The 16,686-nt window shown below is 71.0% G+C and carries 17 protein-coding genes; 7 read left to right on the forward strand and 10 right to left on the reverse strand.

Translation table 11 applies throughout. The features are described from left to right. The first annotated feature begins 120 nt into the window (after nt 1-120). The gene (locus KBX08_RS30115) at nt 121-1,797 is read left to right on the forward strand and encodes an MDR family MFS transporter (protein WP_210786906.1); all 1,677 of its coding nucleotides are present in this window, start codon (nt 121-123) and stop codon (nt 1,795-1,797) included. 63 nt (nt 1,798-1,860) lie between these two features. Here the strand turns inward: KBX08_RS30115 and KBX08_RS30120 are convergent, their stop codons facing one another. Beyond that, the gene (locus KBX08_RS30120) at nt 1,861-2,493 is read right to left on the reverse strand and encodes a TetR/AcrR family transcriptional regulator (protein ID WP_210786908.1); all 633 of its coding nucleotides are present in this window, start codon (nt 2,491-2,493) and stop codon (nt 1,861-1,863) included. Between the two features lie 125 nt (nt 2,494-2,618). Here KBX08_RS30120 and KBX08_RS30125 point away from each other — a divergent pair, with 125 nt between their 5' ends. Next, nucleotides 2,619-3,653, forward strand: a complete 1,035-nt coding sequence (locus tag KBX08_RS30125; RefSeq protein ID WP_210786912.1) for an aldo/keto reductase — start codon at nt 2,619-2,621, stop codon at nt 3,651-3,653. Between the two features lie 35 nt (nt 3,654-3,688). Here the strand turns inward: KBX08_RS30125 and KBX08_RS30130 are convergent, their stop codons facing one another. After that, nucleotides 3,689-4,180, reverse strand: a complete 492-nt coding sequence (locus KBX08_RS30130) for an NUDIX domain-containing protein (RefSeq protein ID WP_210786914.1) — start codon at nt 4,178-4,180, stop codon at nt 3,689-3,691. Between the two features lie 71 nt (nt 4,181-4,251). Between KBX08_RS30130 and KBX08_RS30135 the strand changes: the two genes are divergently transcribed. Continuing rightward, nucleotides 4,252-5,886 (forward strand): fatty acid--CoA ligase, encoded by a 1,635-nt coding sequence (locus tag KBX08_RS30135; protein WP_210786939.1) that lies wholly within the window; start codon nt 4,252-4,254, stop codon nt 5,884-5,886. 182 nt (nt 5,887-6,068) lie between these two features. Here KBX08_RS30135 and KBX08_RS30140 read toward each other — a convergent pair whose 3' ends face one another. The 6 genes from KBX08_RS30140 to KBX08_RS30165 all read right to left on the reverse strand — a co-directional run bounded on the left by KBX08_RS30140 (nt 6,069) and on the right by KBX08_RS30165 (nt 11,366). Continuing rightward, complete coding sequence (locus tag KBX08_RS30140) at nt 6,069-7,079, reverse strand: NADPH:quinone reductase (protein ID WP_210786916.1); 1,011 nt, start codon at nt 7,077-7,079, stop codon at nt 6,069-6,071. Between the two features lie 28 nt (nt 7,080-7,107). Beyond that, complete coding sequence (locus KBX08_RS30145; protein WP_210786918.1) at nt 7,108-7,761, reverse strand: HAD family phosphatase; 654 nt, start codon at nt 7,759-7,761, stop codon at nt 7,108-7,110. Between the two features lie 32 nt (nt 7,762-7,793). Next, nucleotides 7,794-8,621, reverse strand: coding sequence for a hypothetical protein (locus tag KBX08_RS30150; protein WP_210786941.1), 828 nt, complete (start codon nt 8,619-8,621; stop codon nt 7,794-7,796). 189 nt (nt 8,622-8,810) lie between these two features. Next, on the reverse strand, nt 8,811-9,482 hold the full coding sequence (locus KBX08_RS30155; protein ID WP_210786920.1) for an FKBP-type peptidyl-prolyl cis-trans isomerase: 672 nt from the start codon (nt 9,480-9,482) through the stop codon (nt 8,811-8,813). Between the two features lie 146 nt (nt 9,483-9,628). Then, nucleotides 9,629-10,267 carry a DUF4241 domain-containing protein gene (locus KBX08_RS30160; protein ID WP_210786922.1) on the reverse strand — a complete coding sequence of 213 codons (639 nt, stop codon included), beginning with the start codon at nt 10,265-10,267 and terminating at the stop codon, nt 9,629-9,631. Nucleotides 10,268-10,340: 73 nt separating this feature from the next. Continuing rightward, entirely contained in the window at nt 10,341-11,366 is a 1,026-nt protein-coding gene (locus KBX08_RS30165; protein ID WP_112639968.1) for a Ku protein, read from the reverse strand. 85 nt (nt 11,367-11,451) lie between these two features. Here KBX08_RS30165 and ligD (KBX08_RS30170) point away from each other — a divergent pair, with 85 nt between their 5' ends. From ligD (KBX08_RS30170) to KBX08_RS30180, 3 genes are all read left to right on the forward strand, one after another. Beyond that, nucleotides 11,452-12,393 carry a non-homologous end-joining DNA ligase gene (gene ligD / locus KBX08_RS30170; RefSeq protein WP_210786924.1) on the forward strand — a complete coding sequence of 314 codons (942 nt, stop codon included), beginning with the start codon at nt 11,452-11,454 and terminating at the stop codon, nt 12,391-12,393. Further along, nucleotides 12,383-13,297, forward strand: coding sequence for a non-homologous end-joining DNA ligase (gene ligD, locus KBX08_RS30175; protein WP_210786926.1), 915 nt, complete (start codon nt 12,383-12,385; stop codon nt 13,295-13,297). Before ligD (KBX08_RS30170) ends, ligD (KBX08_RS30175) begins: the two co-directional genes overlap by 11 nt. 108 nt (nt 13,298-13,405) lie before the next feature. Continuing rightward, nucleotides 13,406-14,461 carry a hypothetical protein gene (locus KBX08_RS30180; protein ID WP_210786928.1) on the forward strand — a complete coding sequence of 352 codons (1,056 nt, stop codon included), beginning with the start codon at nt 13,406-13,408 and terminating at the stop codon, nt 14,459-14,461. 11 nt (nt 14,462-14,472) lie between these two features. On the opposite strand, the gene KBX08_RS30185 is transcribed toward KBX08_RS30180, so the two are convergent. Both KBX08_RS30185 and KBX08_RS30190 read right to left on the reverse strand, forming a co-directional pair. Then, nucleotides 14,473-15,204, reverse strand: a complete 732-nt coding sequence (locus KBX08_RS30185; RefSeq protein ID WP_210786935.1) for a hypothetical protein — start codon at nt 15,202-15,204, stop codon at nt 14,473-14,475. A gap of 12 nt (nt 15,205-15,216) precedes the next feature. Next, on the reverse strand, nt 15,217-16,125 hold the full coding sequence (locus KBX08_RS30190) for a hypothetical protein (RefSeq protein ID WP_210786937.1): 909 nt from the start codon (nt 16,123-16,125) through the stop codon (nt 15,217-15,219). A 104-nt stretch (nt 16,126-16,229) separates the two neighbouring features. On the opposite strand from KBX08_RS30190, the gene KBX08_RS30195 reads away from it, so the two are divergent. Further along, the coding region (locus tag KBX08_RS30195; protein ID WP_247670313.1) for a TIGR03089 family protein at nt 16,230-16,686 on the forward strand (457 nt) is incomplete at its 3' end.

Genomic DNA, 16,686 nt, shown 5'->3' on the forward strand with positions numbered 1-16,686 from the left:
AACGCCGTGCACCATGACGCAAACCTCTTGATCAACGCCAGAAAGTGGGGGTGCGGGGGCGCGGGGTGGGTTTTTTGGTGGTTGGGGGCATGTTCTGCGGGTGGCGGGATAGAAGGCGACATGACCACCGAAGCCTCGGATGCGCCGGTGCTGAACCGTCAGCAGATCCGGCTGCTCATGTTGGGCCTGATGACCGGCATGCTGCTGGCCGCACTCGACCAGACCATCGTTGGTACGGCGCTGCCGACCATCGTGGGCGAGCTGGGCGGGATCAACCACTACTCCTGGGTGGTCACCGCGTACCTGCTCGCCTCGACCGCGTCGACGCCGCTGTACGGCAAGATGGCCGACCTGTACGGGCGTCGGCCGGTCTTCCTCTTCTCGATCGGCACGTTCCTGCTCGGGTCGTTGCTGGCCGGGCTGTCGCAGAACATGACCCAGCTGATCGTCACCCGGGGTATCCAGGGTCTCGGCGCCGGTGGTCTGCTGACGCTCGCGTTCACCATCATCTCGGACGTGGTGTCACCCCGGGAACGTGGTCGGTACCAGGGCCTGTTCGGCGCGGTCTTCGGGATCTCGTCGGTCGCCGGGCCGCTGGTGGGCGGTTACTTCGCGGAGACCGACTGGCGGTGGATCTTCTACATCAACGTGCCGCTGGCGATCCTGGCCATCGTCGTCTGCTACCACGTGATGCGGTTGATCCCGTTCGAACGTCGGGACCATTCGATCGACTGGCTCGGTGCCGGCCTGCTGGTGGCCGGGGTGAGTTCGCTGCTGCTCGCGCTGAGCTGGGGTGGCAACGAGTACGCCTGGGGCTCCGGCGTGATCATCGGGCTCTTCGTGGCCGGTGTGGTGCTGGGGGTGCTCTTCGTCCTCCAGGAGGCCCGGGTGGCCGAGCCGATCCTGCCGCTGCGGCTGTTCCGGAACGCCACCTTCGCGTTGGCCAACTCGGCCCTGCTCATCATCGGTCTGGTGATGTTCGGCTCGATCATCTTCATCCCGCTGTACCTGCAGATCGTGAAGGGCGCCTCGCCGACCCGCAGCGGTCTGCTGATGCTGCCGATGATGGCCGGCATCATCATCACCTCGATCCTCACCGGCCGTGCGATGACCCGGATCGGTCGCTACAAGTGGTTCCCGGTGGCCGGTTCGGTGACCCTCCTGGTCGGCATGTTCCTCTTCACCCAGTTGGAGGTGGCCACCTCGCTCTGGGTGGCGTTCGGGTACATGGTGGTGATCGGCGTCGGGCTGGGCCTGTGCATGCAGTCGCTGATCCTGGCGGTGCAGAACGCGGTTTCGGTACGCGACCTGGGGGCCGGCACCTCCTCGGCGACCTTCTTCCGGTCGCTGGGCGGTTCGTTCGGTGTGGCGATCCTCGGCACGGTGCTCTCGTCCCGGCTGACCGGCGGGCTCGCCGACCGGTTGCCCGGCGCGATCGCGCAGCTCCCGCCGCCGGAGCAGGCCGCGGTGGCGGCGAGTGGCGGCGCGAACATCTCGATCAACGATCCGGCCACCATCCTGGCCCTGCCGGGGCCGGTGCGTGCGGCCATCCAGGGCGCCTTCGTCGACGCACTGGACATGGTCTTTCTGACTGCCGGCCTGATCGCGATAGTGGCGGTGGTGGTCACCCTGACGCTGCCCAACACGCAGCTGCGGGGTGCCGGCCCGAAGGGTGCCACCGGTGGCGCGGACCCGCTCGGCGGGGAGGCCCCGGCTCCGGGCGGCAAGCCGTTGACCCGCGAGTCGAAGGAGGAGGCCGCCGCCGACATGGAGGCCAAGTCCCAGACGATGATCTGAGTGCCTCGACACCGACCGCCCCGGACCGCTCCGGGGCGGTCGGCGTCAGTCGGGCCCAGGTGGTCAGGCGGGGCGGCGGTAGGCGCCGTACCACCAGGTCGCGGCCAACTCCCGGGCGGCTGCCGCGTCGGTCTCGGGGTCGGCCGAGGTCGTGCTGACGTGGTCGGCGAGGAAGCGGTCGCCGCCGACCACGATCAGCCGGCTGGCCGTCGTCACGTCCAGGTCGGCGGGGGTACGCCCGGCCTGCTGCTCGATCCGGAGCGCATCGACGGTGCGGGCCACGAACCGCTCCAGCCCGGCCGCCCAGTACTCCCGGACCGCCTCGTCGTACGCGGCGACCTCGCTGACCGCGGCCAGCACCGGGGCGTACGTCCGGTATATCCGAATCACGTCGGCGAAGACCTCGGTGAGCCGCGCGAGCGGGTCGCCGGGACCGCCCGGGTCCCAGCTGCCGGTGCGGTCGAACGAACTCTCCCGCATGGTGCCGGCGAGGCGCATGAGCAGTTCGGTCTTGTCCCGGAAGTGGGTGTAGAAGGTCGACCGTGCGACGCCGGCCTCGGCGGCGATCCGCTGCACGCCGAGGTCGGTGAAGCGGATCCCCTCCCTCAGGAGCCGTTCGGTGGCCGCCAGCACCCGCGCTTCGACGGCCGCGCGTCCGTCAGGGTTGCGCGGGCGGCGGCGGGTGATCGACGGCATAGCCGGAATCCTAGGTGGCCGGGGGTCGGGTGGGCGACGTACGCTCGTTGCCGGACACAGTGTCCGACATAGTGCCCAAGGAGTGCCTGAGCTCGGCCTCCGATCCACCATGAGGAGCAACACACGTGAAGTACCGACTGCTGGGCAGCACCGGGGTGTACGTCTCGGAGATCTCGCTCGGCGCGATGACCTTCGGCGGCAGTGGGCACCCGCTCTGGGGCACCCTGGGTGGGCTGGCGCTGCCCGAGGTGCAGCGGCTGGTGGACACCGCGCTGGACGCGGGCGTCAACTTCGTCGACACCGCCGACGGCTACAGCGACGGTGAGAGCGAGGAACTGCTCGGCAAGGCGCTCGGCAAGCGGCGTCGCGACGTCGTACTGGCGACGAAGGTGCACTCCCGGACGGGCCCCGGCCCGAACGACGTCGGCACCTCCCGGCTGCACATCATGCAGAACCTGGAGGACAGCCTGCGCCGACTGGGCACCGATCACATCGACCTGTACCAGATCCACAACTTCGACCAGATCACTCCCATGGAGGAGATGCTGCGCGCGCTCGACGACGCGGTTCGGCAGGGCAAGGTCCGCTACATCGGCGCCGCCAACTTCGCCGCCTGGCAGATCTCCAAGGCGCTGGGTATCTCCGCCCGGGAGAAGCTGGCCGGGTTCGTCTCGGTGCAGGAGTACTACTCGCTGCTGGGCCGGGACGTGGAGCGCGACGTGGTGCCGATGGCGCTCAACGAGGGTGTCGGGCTGACCGTCTGGAGCCCGCTCGCCGGTGGTTTCCTCTCCGGCAAGGTCGGCCGGGACGGTGCCGTCGCCGACAGTGGCGCGCGTAGCGCCCAGCCCGGTTACGCCAGCTTCACCCCGTTCGACCCCGAGCACGCCTTCGGAGTTGTCGACGTGCTCAAGGGCGTCGCCGAGCGGCACGAGGTGAGCCCGGCCCGGGTGGCGGTCGCCTGGCTGCTGTCCCGACCGGCAGTGACCAGCGTGATCGTCGGTGCCCGCAAGCACGAGCAGTTGGTCGACAACATCGCCGCCTCGGATCTCACGCTGACCGAGCAGGACCTCACCGAGCTGGACGAGGCCACCAAGCTGCCTGTCGCGTACCCGAACTGGATCCAGGAAGGGTTCTTCGCCGGGCTCCGCCTGCCGCAGTGAGGCACGGCCCCGGGGTCGGTGGCCCCGGGGCCGCCCTACTTGAGGATGAGCCGGTTCGTCTGCTCGAAGACGTCCAGGTCGGCAAGGGTCTCGACGACCGAGGTGGAGAGTGGGGCGGGAAACCGGTCGCGCGCGAAGAAGCCGGCGTCGGTGGTCTCGTCGGTGACCCGGGCCAACTGCCCGTCCCACTCCTCCACCTTGAACGCCGTCGTGAACACCTGGTACGTGTGGCCGTACATGTTGGTGCTCGTCCGGTCCGGGCCGGTGTAGAGGGCGAACGCGCAGACCCGCAGCGCGCGCAGCCCGGTCTCCTCACGGACCTCGCGTACCGCGCAGTCGGCGATCGACTCGCCCAACTCCATCGCGCCGGCCGGCATTGCCCACTGGCCGTTGTCCGAGCGTTTGATCAGCAGGACGCGGCCGGCGTCGTCGTTGACCACGGCACGGGCGCCGACGAACATCAGCGTCCGGTCCCCGGCGAGCGCGCGCAACTGCCCCACGTACGAGTCGGCCCAGGAGATGCTCACCTGCGACAACTTACGGGGGTTCCCAACGTGTGACCGCCGACACTAGCTTGTTACCCATGCGTAGCACGATGATGGACGCCCCTCTGCAGATCTCCCGGATCCTCGACCACGGCGCAGGGGTGCACGGCACAGCCGAGGTGGTCACCTGGACGGGCGCCGAACCCCGCCGGATGACGTACGCCGAGGTGGGCCGGGCCGCCGCCCGGCTGGCACACGGGCTGCGCGACGAGTGCGGGGTGACCGGCGACGAGCGGGTCGCCACCTTCATGTGGAACAACAACGAGCACCTGGTCGCCTACTTCGCGGTGCCGAGCATGGGTGCGGTGCTGCACACGCTCAACATCCGGCTCTTCCCCGACCAGGTCGTCTACATCGCCAACCACGCCGAGGACCGGGTGGTCCTCGTCGACAGCACGCTGCTCCCACTGCTGGCCCGGGTGATCGGTGAGCTGACCACTGTGCGGCACGTCGTGGTGGTCGGCGGTGGTGACCCGGCGCCGCTGGTGGCGGCGGCCGGCGACCGGATCACAGTGCACCACTGGGACGCGTTGCTCGCCGACCGGCCCGACACGTACGACTGGCCCGAGGTGGACGAGCGCGACGCCGCAGCGCTCTGCTACACCTCGGGCACCACCGGCAATCCGAAGGGCGTGGCCTACTCGCACCGGTCGATCTATCTGCATTCGTTGCAGGTCTGCATGCCGGAGGGTTTCGGCCTCGGGCCGACCGACCGCGAGTTGGCCATCGTGCCGATGTTCCACGCCATGTCGTGGGGCCTGCCCTACGCGGCCTTCCTCTCCGGCGCGTCGCTGATCATGCCGGACCGGTTCCTCCAGGCCGCGCCGATCGCCGAGATGATCGCTGCCGAGCGGCCGACCCTGGCCGGTGCGGTGCCGACCATCTGGACCGACCTGCTGGCCTACCTGGACACCCACGACGTGGACACCTCGTCGCTCGGTGAGGTGATCGTCGGCGGCTCGGCGTGCCCGCCGGCGTTGATGCACGCGTTCGACGAGCGGCACGGGATCGACGTCATCCACGCCTGGGGGATGACCGAGATGTCCCCGCTGGGGTCGGTCTCGCGTCCGCCCGCCGGTGCGACCGGTGAACAGGCGTGGCGCTACCGCTACACCCAGGGGCGGGTGCCGGCGGGCGTGCAGGCGCGGATCGTCGGCCCGTCGGGCGACCCGATGCCCGCCGACGGCACGGCCGTGGGGGAGTTGGAGGTCCGTGGGCCGTGGGTGACCGCCCGGTACGTCGGTGACGACGCCCCGAACGAGGAGAAGTTCCGCGACGGCTGGCTGCGTACCGGCGACGTGGGCACCCTCTCGCCGGACGGGTACATCAGCCTGACCGACCGCGCCAAGGACGTGATCAAGTCCGGTGGTGAGTGGATCTCCTCGGTGGAGTTGGAGAACGCGCTGATGGCCCACCCGGCGGTGCTGGAGGCGTGCGTGGTGGGGGTCCCGGACGAGCGATGGGACGAACGTCCGCTGGCCACGGTGGTGGTCCGGGAGGGCGCTTCGGTGACCGCCGAGGAGTTGCGGGACTTCCTGGCCGGGTCGGTGGCGCGTTGGCAGTTGCCCGAGCGCTGGGCGTTCATCGACACGGTGCCGAAGACCAGCGTCGGCAAGTTCGACAAGAAGGTCGTCCGTTCGCGGTACGCCGGGGGCGAGCTGACAGTCCGGGAGCTGACAGCCCCGTAACGTTTTCCCCGGCACTGTCGCCTGTTGGGCGGGAGTACTCCTGAACCCTCCCCAGGGGCGGCCCCGGCGTTCGCACCGCGCCGGGGCCGCCCGCTCCACGCGGGGTGACCCGCACCGTCATTGTTGCGAAAGTTGTTCGCTTCTGTCCTGCTGACGGAGAAATCGGGTGGTCAGCGACCCGATCAGGCGTCGCTGGTGGTGATGAGCACCTTGCCCACCGTCGAGTCCTCCACCGCCTGGTGCGCCGCGGCTGCCTCCGCCAGCGGGTAGTGGTGCAGCGGCAGGCCGGCGTCCGCGCCGACCCGGATGCCACCCTGGCTGGCCGCCGCCGCCACGTCCTTCACGCCCTGCGCCTTGGCCGCCTTCGGCTCCGTGTAGACCAGGACGAACTGCCAGCGGGCATTCGGCGCCATCATCGCCCGGATCGGGATGCTCACCTCGTCCCCGCCGTTGTCGGCGTACATGCAGACCGCGCCGCCGTGCCGCAGCACCCGTACGTCGACCGAGGCGTTGCGGGCGGGGGAGACCTCCACGATCGTGTGGACCCCGTCGGGGGCGATCTTGTGGACCTCCTCGACCACGTCCTGTTCCCGATAGTTGATCACGAAGGAGGCGCCGGCCGAGGCTGCGAGCTGGGCCTTCTCCGCGCTGCTCACAGTGGCGATCACCGTGGCGTCGGCCCAGCGGGCGAGCTGGATCGCGGCGTTGCCGACCGCGCCCGCACCACCCTGCACCAGCACCGTGTGATCCGCCAGCGCGCCGGCCCGCAGCGTGTCCGGCATGAACTCGCCAGCGGTCAGACAGCGATGCGCGGTGAGGAACGGGATGCCCAGGGCCGCGCCCAGCTCGAACGGGGCGGCGCCGAGGCGTACCGCCTGCCGGACCGGCACCAGCGTGTACTCCGCCGTCGTGCCCCACTGTCGCTGCCAGGCGGCCTCCCAGACCCACACCCGCTCACCGATCAGGTCGGGGTCGACCCCCTCGCCGACCGCCTCGACCACCCCCGCGCCGTCCTGCCCGGGAATCTGCCAGCCCTTCGGCGGGGCGTTGCGGCGGGACTTCCAGTCGGTCGGGTTGACCCCGGAGACCGCCATCCGCACCAGGACCTCGCCCGCACCCGGCTCGGGCACCGGGCGGTCGACCAGATCGAGCACCGAAGGGTCGCCGTTGCGCTCGTACACGATGGCCTTCATCCGTGGTCTCTACCCGGCTCGACCCGGGTCAACCCAGCTCGTCCACCAGCTCCGGGGTCAGCTCACCGATCGCGTTCAGCGTCACCACGGCCAGCCCGGCGGCGTCCGGGTCGAGCGGGTACGAGCCGTGCGGCACCGCCACCACCCGCATCCCCGCCGCCGCGGCGGAACGCACCCCGTTTGACGAGTCCTCCACGGCCACACACCGGGTCGGGTCGACGCCGAGGCGCTGCGCCACGCTCAGGTACACGTCCGGTGCGGGCTTGCCCCGCTCGGTCTGCTCGGTGGAGAGGGTCGCGCCGAACGCGTCGGTCAGGCCGGTCGCGGCCAGCGCCGCCTCGATCAACCGGGTCGGCGACGAACTGGCCAACCCGAGCGGCCACCGCGCGGCCAACCGGCGGACGACCTGGTCGGCGCCGTCGATGAGGGGTACGTGGTCCCGGTAGCGGCGGGTCATCTCCTCGACCACCTCGACGGCGACCTGCTCGGCGGTGCGGTCGACGCCCAGCTCTCCGCTGAGGTAGTGGGCCCACTCGCCGGTGCTCATCCCCATGAGTCGGCGTTGCGTGTCCGGCTGCCACGTCCCGCCGTGCGTCGCCACGTACGCCCGGCGGACCTCCTCCCACACCGGCTCGGAATCCACGATCACGCCGTCCAGGTCGAAGACCACCGCATCAGTCACGGGCCCATCCTGCCCGACCGGTGGGTGCCCGGTCAGCCGGGCAACGCGGGCAGACCGAGCGGGCTGCCCTCGGGGAGCAGGGTTTGACCGGACCGGGCGATCGGCTCCAGCAGCTCCCGGAGCCGGTCCGTGTCGTGGGCGCCGAGCGCCTGCCACGGATGCGCGGCGGCCCGGTCGGTGGCGTCCTCGATGGCCTGGAACCCGGCCCGAGCATGGTCGGTGGCCGCGCCGTCCCCGGTCAGCCAACCCCGCTCGGTGAGCCGCTCGCGGGCAGCGTGCCACTGCTCCTCGGACCAGCCCCGGCCCAGCAGGTACTGCGGCGGCGAACCGTCGAGCGCGACCCGCCCGGTCAGTGTCTCCACCGGGTCCAGGCCGGCGGCCACCAGCGCCGCCACGTGCCCGTCCCCCCGGTGCTCGCGCAGCGTCGTGGCGGCCTGCCAGAGCCGCGCCAGCGGGTACTCGCCGGCGGGGAGAGCCGCGTTGGCCGCGCCGAGCACCCGGCCGGCGGTCTGCGCCGCCGAGGCGGCCCGCTCCAGCAGGTCGGCGGCCTCCACCAGGTGCGACTCCGGAAGCTCGTAGGTCAGCTCGGCGAGCGCCTGCACGGCACCGGTCAGACGGGCGCGCAGCGCCTCCTGCGGGGTGGCCAACCGCCACACCGCCGGCAGCGCGCGGGCCACCATCGGCGGCGCGAAGCTGAAGAAGGCGGCGATCACCGGGGCAGCCTCGACGGCTCCCAGCGGCGCGGCCCGGCCGGCGAAGTAACCGCGCCAGTAGCCGCGCAGCCCGACCGCCTCGTACGCGGCCCGGGCCCGGGGGTGGAAGTAGGTGACGGTGTGCACCGGCTCGAAGTACGCCCACATCGACCGGGCGGTACGCCCAGGCTCGTCCAGCGCCGTCACATGCACCTCCGCGTCCCGGTTCCGGATGCTCACCCCGGGCGGCGAACCGCCCGGGGTGACGCCGAACCTACTGCCGCTGGGTGACGGGCCGGAAGCCCCATGTGAACAACTCCATCGCGTCCCGGCGACAACCGGGACGACCCGGACAGGTCACTGGGCGGCGAGCACGTCCACCACGAAGCGCAGCGGACCGGTCGGACGTCCACCGGCGGCGGCCTCGTCGTTGCCGTACGCCAGCTCGCCCGGGATGTCGAGCTGCACCCGGCTGCCCACCGTCACGCCGACCAGGCCCTGGTCCCAGCCGGGAATGACCTGGCCGACGCCGATCGGGAAGGTGGCCGGCTGCCCGGCCTTCCAGGACGAGTCGAACTCCTTGCCGTCCTTGTAGAACACCCCCACGTAGTTGGTGGTGATGTTCTGGCCCTTCTGCACGGCCGGGCCCTTGCCCTTGATCAGCGGGGTGACCGTGAGCTTCTTGAGCTCGCCAGTGCCCGGCGTCACCGCCGGCTTGGTGCCCAGCGCCGGATCGGCGCCCTCGGGCAGCTGCGGAGCGGGGGGCGCGCCGGCCTCGTCGGGGGCCGGGGTGGAGGCGGACGGGGTGGCGTCGGCCTGGGTCTTGGGCTTGTCGTCGCCCCCGCCGATCGTCACGAAGACGCCGATCAGCACACCGACCACGGCGACGGCGGCCAGGCCGCTGGCCCACGCGTTGCGCTTGCGCCTCGCGTCGGCGGCCTTCTTCTCCGCCAACTGGGCGGCCAGGCGGCGCCCCGACTTGGTTGCCGGGCTCTGGTCCGGGCCCGTCTGCTGCGTCCGCTCGCTCACGTCGTCGACTCCCTGCTGCGAAGTGTGGCCGGCACCCGGTGCCGGGGGGAAAGCCGACGCACACGGTACCCGCACCGCGGCCTACCGTGCCCGCCGCCGACGCCTCGGATCGCCCAGCGCGACAGATCCGGGGCTTTCCCGGGCGGTTATTCCGGGACGACCATGAAGTCGGTCACGAACGACGTGATCCGTCCGTCGGCGGTACGGCCGATCCAGGTGCCGTAGCAGCCGTCGCCCCAACCGGTGGCCACTGTGACGACGTTGGCGCCGCTGGCCTCGTCCAACACTGCGGTGATCAGCCCCGGGACCGGGGACGAGGGCAGCTCGGTCGGGATGAAGACCTCCTCGACCCGGTCGGAGTCCCAGCTCTCCAGGACGGCGAGCGCGGTCGGGTCGGCGAGGGTGCCGGCGCCGGCGTCCACCCCGTAGCCGAAGTAGTCGTCCGCGCCGAGCGTGGCGACGTCCTGATCGCCCGCGACGGCCGGCTCCCAGCGGATCGTCGGTTCCGTCGAGACGACCAGCTCCAGCGCGGCGACCCGGCGGTCCACCTCGGCGTCCTCCCGGAGCACCACCGCCACCCAGGCGCGGGCGGGATGCCGCCCCGGCGGCACTGTCACAGTGAACGGCTCCGCCTCCGGGCAGACCAGCGGGTCACACCCGACCACCCGGCCGGTCGGCAACACGATGTCGCCCACCGGGTGAACCTCGATCAGGTACCCGCCGTGCTGGTCGGTGAAGCGGGCGCCGGGCGTCAGTAACCGGTCCAGATCAGGGGTGTACGGCATGGGGGCTCCTCCGGTCGCCAGCGGCCGGCGGAGCGTACCCGGCGAGGCGGACACCGCCGCCGCTGCCGTACGGTCAGGCGCTCTTGCGGGGTGCGGTCTTGCGTGCGGCGGTCTTCTTCGCCGGCTCCGCCTTCTTGGCAGCGGTCTTCTTGGCAGCGGTCTTCTTCGCCGGCTCCGCAGCCTTCTTCTCGGCCGTCTTCTTCGCCGCGGTCTTCTTCGCGGGCGCCTTGGCCGCCTTCTTCTCGGCTGCCTTCTGCGCCGACCGGGCCGACGAGATGGGCGTCGGCTCGCCGCCGCCACCACCGCGGGCGGGCTGCTCGCCGCGAGCCGCCTTGGCGCGCTCCACCGAGGCCTTCAACGCCGCCATCAGGTCCACCGCCGCGGCCGGGGCCTCCTCGACCTCCTCCGGCTGGACGACCTCCCGACCCTCCACCTTGGCGTCGATGACCTCCTGCAACGCAGCCCGGTAGTCGTCGGTGAAGACGTCCGGCTCGAACTCCCCGGTCATCGAGTCGATCAGGGAGCTGGCCATTGCCAGCTCCGGCGGGCGCACCTTGAGGTCCTCGTCGAGGAAGCCGAAGTCCGGGGTACGGATCTCGTCCGGCCAGAGCATGGTGTTGAGCAGCAGTACACCCTCGCGGACCCGCAGCGTGGCCAGTTGCTCCCGCTGGCGCAGCGCCACCTTGACGATGGCCACCCGCTCCGAGTCGATGAGCGCGTCGCGCAGCAGCACGTACGGCTTGGTCGCCGCGCCCTCCGGCTCGAGGAAGTACGCCTTGTTGTAGAGGATCGGGTCGACCTGCTCGGCCGGCACGAACTCCAGCACGTCGATGGCACGGGAACTGGTCAGCGGCAGGTCGGCGAAGTCCTCGTCGGTGAGGATCACCATTTCGCCGCCGCCGATGTCGTAGCCCTTGGCGATGTCGTCGTAGGTGACCTCTTCGCCGCAGACCGAGCAGGTGCGCTTGTAGCGGATCCGACCGCCGTCCTCGCGGTGCACCTGGTGGAACCGAATGTCCTTCTCCTCGGTTGCGGAGTAGAGCTTCACCCCGATCGAGACGAGCCCGAACGACACGGCTCCCTTCCAGATGGCACGCATCCTGCGCTCCCTTCCCCGGTATCGACCATGCTCGCATCCGAAAGAACCGGACGCGAGGTGTTCGGGCTGCTACTACAGTCGGGTCGTGCCCGGCGCGCCGCTCAAGCCGATGCTCGCGATGACCGGGCCGCTCCCGGCGGGTGACGGCTGGGCGTACGAGTTCAAGTGGGACGGCGTCCGCGCCCTGGCCGACATCTCAGGTGGCGGTCAGCACCTGTATGCCCGTTCCGGGGTGGAGATCACCGCCGCGTACCCGGAGTTGGCCACCCTGCCCGAGCAGGTCGACGACGCGCTGCTCGACGGTGAGGTGGTGCTGCTCGGCCAGGGCGGGCAGCCGTCGTTCACCGCGCTGGCCGAGCGGATGCACGTCCGGGACCGGGCCAAGGCGGCCCGGTTGGCAGCTGTCATGCCGGTGACGTACATGATCTTCGACCTGCTCCGGTTGAACGGCGACGACCTGACCGGCTGGCCGTACGAGCGCCGCCGGGAGGCCCTCGACGCGCTCGCGCTCGGTGGCCTGCGGTGGGCGGTGCCACCGATGTTCGCCGACGGGCCGGCCACCTACGAGGCGGCCGGAGAGCACGGCCTGGAGGGGGTGATGGCCAAGCGGGTCGGGGCCGTCTACCGCCCCGGGGTGCGCTCGCCGGACTGGGTGAAGGTCAAGCTGGAAGTGACCGGCGACTTCGTCATCGGCGGTTGGCGACCGGGCGCGCGCCGGATCGGCGGGCTGCTGGTCGGGGTGCCCGGCCCGGACGGCCGACTGATCTACCGGGGGCGGGTCGGCGGCGGGATCGGCGCGGCCATCGAACGGCAGCTCCTCGCCGAGCTGGAGCCGCTGCGCTCCGGCGTGTCACCGTTCGCGCCGGGTGTGCCGCGCGAGGATGCGCGGGGCGCCATCTGGGTAACACCCCGGGTGGTGGTGGAGGTGAAGTACGGCCAGCGCACCCCCGACGGTCGGCTGCGCTTCCCCCGGGTGCTGCGGTTGCGCCCGGACAAGCCTCCGGAGGAGGTCGACGATGCCGGCTGAACGGCTACGGGTGGACGTCGAGGGCCGCGCGCTGGAGTTGTCCAACCTGGACAAGGTGCTCTACCCGGCGGCCGGGTTCACAAAGGGTGAGGTGATCGACTACTACACCCGGATCTCCCCGGTGCTGCTGCCGCACCTGCGGGACCGACCGGTCACCCGGATCCGCTTCCCCAACGGGGTGGACGACAAGTCGTTCTTCGAGAAGAACACTCCGGCCGCGACCCCGGACTGGGTTCGGGTGGAGAACCTTCCGGCGCCCGGGTCGACGAAGGGCCGGGAGACCATCGACTACGTGGTCGCCGACGACCTGCCCACCCTGGTCTGGCTGGCCAACCTGGCCGCGTTGGAGCTGCACACACCGCAGTGGAAGGTGGGCGAACACCCGGACATGATGGTCGTCGACCTGGACCCGGGGCCGCCGGCCGGGCTCGCCGAGTGTTGCCCGGTGGCGGTGCTGATGCGTGACCGCCTCGCCGACGACGGCATCGAGTCGTACCCGAAGACGTCCGGCAAGAAGGGCATGCAGCTCTGCTGCCCGATCGCCGGCACCCAGTCGTCCGACCTCGTCTCCGACTACGCCCGGCGGATCGCCCAGGAGCTGGAGAAGGCCCACCCGAAGCTGATCGTGTCGAAGATGGCGAAGAACCTCCGACCGGGCAAGGTCTTCATCGACTGGAGCCAGAACAACGCGGCGAAGACCACGGTGGCGCCGTACTCGCTGCGGGCCCAGTCGGTGCCGTCGGTGTCGACGCCGCTGACCTGGGACGAGGTCGAGGCCGGCGCGCGCGGCCGGAAACCGGCCGTCCGCCAGTTCACCGCCGCCGAGGTCCTGGCCCGGGTCGACGAGTACGACGACCTGCTCGGCCCGCTGCTCGACGGCGGCCCGGAACTGCCCACCCGCTGACGGGCGCTGACATCGTCCGGAGGACGCGAACCAGCGCGGCCCGACGTCCACGTGAACAGCGGGCGAAGCACGGCGTAGCCACGAGGTGCCTACCGCTACAGTGCAGCCATGCGGCAGAGTGAGCTTGTCGATGCGCTGCGTGATGTTCCGGCGTTGACTGTGGTAATCGACGGCCCCGCCTTGGTCGTCACGGTTCCCGCGATCGGCGAGAGCCTGCGGTTGCACGCTGAGGCGGTGACCTGGCTGAAGCACGGTGTGCTGCCGACCGGGGATCCGTTCCTGCAGCTCCAGGCATGGCAGCAGGACCAGAAGGTAAGCCTGGTGCTGCTGAACGACAACGTGGGGTGGGTGCCACCCGACGTCAACTCGCTGCTGGACACCCAGATTCCGGTCACCCTCACCGACGCGCCGGAGATGGTCACGTACACCGATCTGGAGCGCGAATCCGTCCGGGCGCTTGATGAAGCCGACCGGCCGGAGGTGAACCTGTTCGCCCTCACCGCGACGCTGCTGGTGCACCGGTGCGCCATCGTCGGCGCTATGCGACTCGGACTGCGGCCGCTACGGGCTGTTCGGCTCTGGCACGAGCTCTGGTGCCACGTCGGCGAGTTCCTGGCCGGCCCGTTCTGGCCCGATCCGTACTGGGACCGGCTCATGCTGGAGGCGGGAGTGCCGCTGGCGTCGTACGAGGAGGCCCGAGCCGGGGAGCGACCGGCCATCGAGGCGTTGACAGTGGCCGACCTGCGGGCGATGGAACCGGTACTGACGGTCACCCGGGCGGACGACCACTTCCTTGCCGCCTGGCGGCAGTGGATGAAGCTGACACCGCGCCAGGTGTGCGAGGTGCTGACGGCGGACCTGCCGGAGGTGAGGGTCGAGGTGTCGCTCTACATCGAGGGCGGGGGAGCGGTCTCGATGCGCATCGCGCCGTCCGGAGTCTTTCAGGCTCTGATCGAGTTGCGGTTGTCCTTCACCACAAGATCCGCCTCACTCGACGAGATCCGCATCGCCGACGAGTTGAAGGGCAGCGGGCTCTTCTCGCGGCTCCGCTCCAACCTCGAAAATCTCACTCGATCATTGGGACTGCTGTCCCTGAAGGTCTACGCCACCGGTGACGGCAGTGTGGCGTTCGCCCGCGCCGGCTACGACTGGGATCGATCCTGAGCCGTGCGCCGTCAGCCCCGACCCGTCAAGGTCCGCCGGAGGCGGGCGGTGGCGTCGGCGCCGATGGCCTCCTGAGTTGCCATAAGCAGTCGCCCACACAACACCCGGGCGGCCTCGATCTCGGAGCGGGCGTGTCCTACCTCCCGTAGCAGGGTCTCGCTCTCGTCGTTCGCCACCGCTCTGATGTCCGGGACCTCCCGCCGGCGCGCGTTCTGCACCTCGTTCGTCACCATCAGCACGAAGTCCGTCCGGTTGCGGGCGAGTGCGGTTGCGGTGTAGGCGGCAGGGCTGCCAGCCACCAGGCGGGTGACGGCCTCAGCGGGCAGGAAGAACAACGTCGTCGTGGAGAACTGACTGAGAGCAGCCTGTTGCTGCCAGCGGGACAGCAGTCCCGACTTGCCGTCGAGGAAAGGTGCCATCGCGAACGCGAAGTCCACGTCGACGGTGGCGAGCAGCGCCCGGGAGTGCGCGATACCGCCTCTGAGCTGATTGATCAGCGTGGACTGCCGGCGCACCAGGGCGGCGAACTCCGACTGGTCGTCGGCGCGGGGCTCGTCGCTGGAGATCAGGGTGTCGGCCAGGGCCAGGAGGCGCTCGCCGTTCACGCACAGCTCCTGAAGCGTGAGGGCCACCTCCAGCAGCTCGGCGCCGACCTTCGCGTCCTGGGACACCGCCCGCCGGTCCAGCACCCTGGTGACGTACGAGCTGATGATCTGGACCATCGTGGACAGCAGCTCACCCACTGCGCGGCCCCCTCAAAGTGGTGTGGCCGCGAGTGTAATCGCTGGCCGCCTGCCTTCGCGGGATCGCCACCAGGCACCACCGAGCAGGGCCACGGTGATGACGGTGACCGCGACGTCGCCGGCCAGGGCGGCCGCCGGGGAGGCAGGGGAGTACGGCGGCACCAGGTACGCGAACGCCGCGGCGGCGGCCAGGCCCGCGGTGCCGGCTACGAGCACGTGCCGCTGCCCCCAGCGCACGCCGGACGACAAGTACGCGATAAGCCCTCCGGCGGCAGCCGCGAGCGCCAGCGCTATCGTCACCCCCGCCCAGCCGGGCGTCAGGTCAGCGCCGAAGCGGACGAGGACGATCGGCAGACCCACCCAGAGCGGGTGCGGCACCCGACGGGCCCGGCGCGGGTGGGCGCGGCGCCAGCGGGGCAGCAGCGCGACCGCGACCAGTACGAGGACCACCACGGCGGCGAAGGCCAGCTGGAATGGACTGGCCAGGAAGCCCTTGTCGTCGTTGATGTCCGAGAAGATCAACAGGCTGCCGAGCAGGTAGAGCACGCCCACCACGGCGAGACCGGGCCGGCCCAGCCACGGCCGCAGCCGCCGTTCCGGCCCGAGGAATGATTCGATGAGCACGATCGGCGCGCAGATCGTCAGCACGATGTGGTTGCCCACGTGGTCGAACGCCTGCCGGAGGCTGAATTCGAGCCCCGGCACCAGCGTGGCCTCGGCGGCGGCCCGGGTGTCGGCGTACTGGGTGTCGTCGAGGTAGCCGGGGGCAGCAGCAACGCGATCACCGGCAGGAGCCGCCGACGCAGTGGCAGACGGCCGGCGGCGGCGGGGCGGTCGGCGGCGGGATGGTCGGCGGTGACGGGGTCGGGTCCGGTCGGCACGGGCGCTCCTCGGCGGCGTCTCGGGGATCGTTCCCTGCACCGTGCGCGGGCCACCCGGTCACCCGATACGGCCATCGGCCGACGACCGGCGCGACCAAAGTCGTTGAGTACTGTGGTGCCGACGTCGACCCGGGGAGCGTGGAGATGCAGCCAACCGTCACGGCCGACCTGGCGGCCCGGCCCGTCGAGGCCGAGCGTCCGCTGCTCAGCTACCGCGACGAGGCGACCGGCGAGCGCGTCGACCTGACGGCACAACAGGTCGGTCAGTGGGCGGCACGCAGCGCGAGCCTGCTGCGGGACGGCTGCCGACTCGGCCCCGGCAGCCGCGTAGCGGTCCTGCTGCCGCCGCACTGGCGTACCGCCGCGGTGTTGTTGGGCGCCTGGGCCTCGGGCCTGGCGGTGTCGTTCCGACCGCGCGCCACAGCGGGCCTGGCGGTGCTCGAACCGGGCGGCGACCGGCCGTTCGACGCGGTCTTCGTGACGCCGGAGCGGCAGGACGACTGGCTGGAGGACGTTCCGGACGCGCCGCACCGCTATCTCGTCGGCACCGGTCCGGGGCGGCTGGACGACGTGCCGTTGGGCTGGTTGGACTGGTCCGCCG

Source organism: Micromonospora sp. H61 (assembly GCF_018070325.1).
GTDB lineage: Bacteria > Actinomycetota > Actinomycetes > Mycobacteriales > Micromonosporaceae > Micromonospora > Micromonospora salmantinae.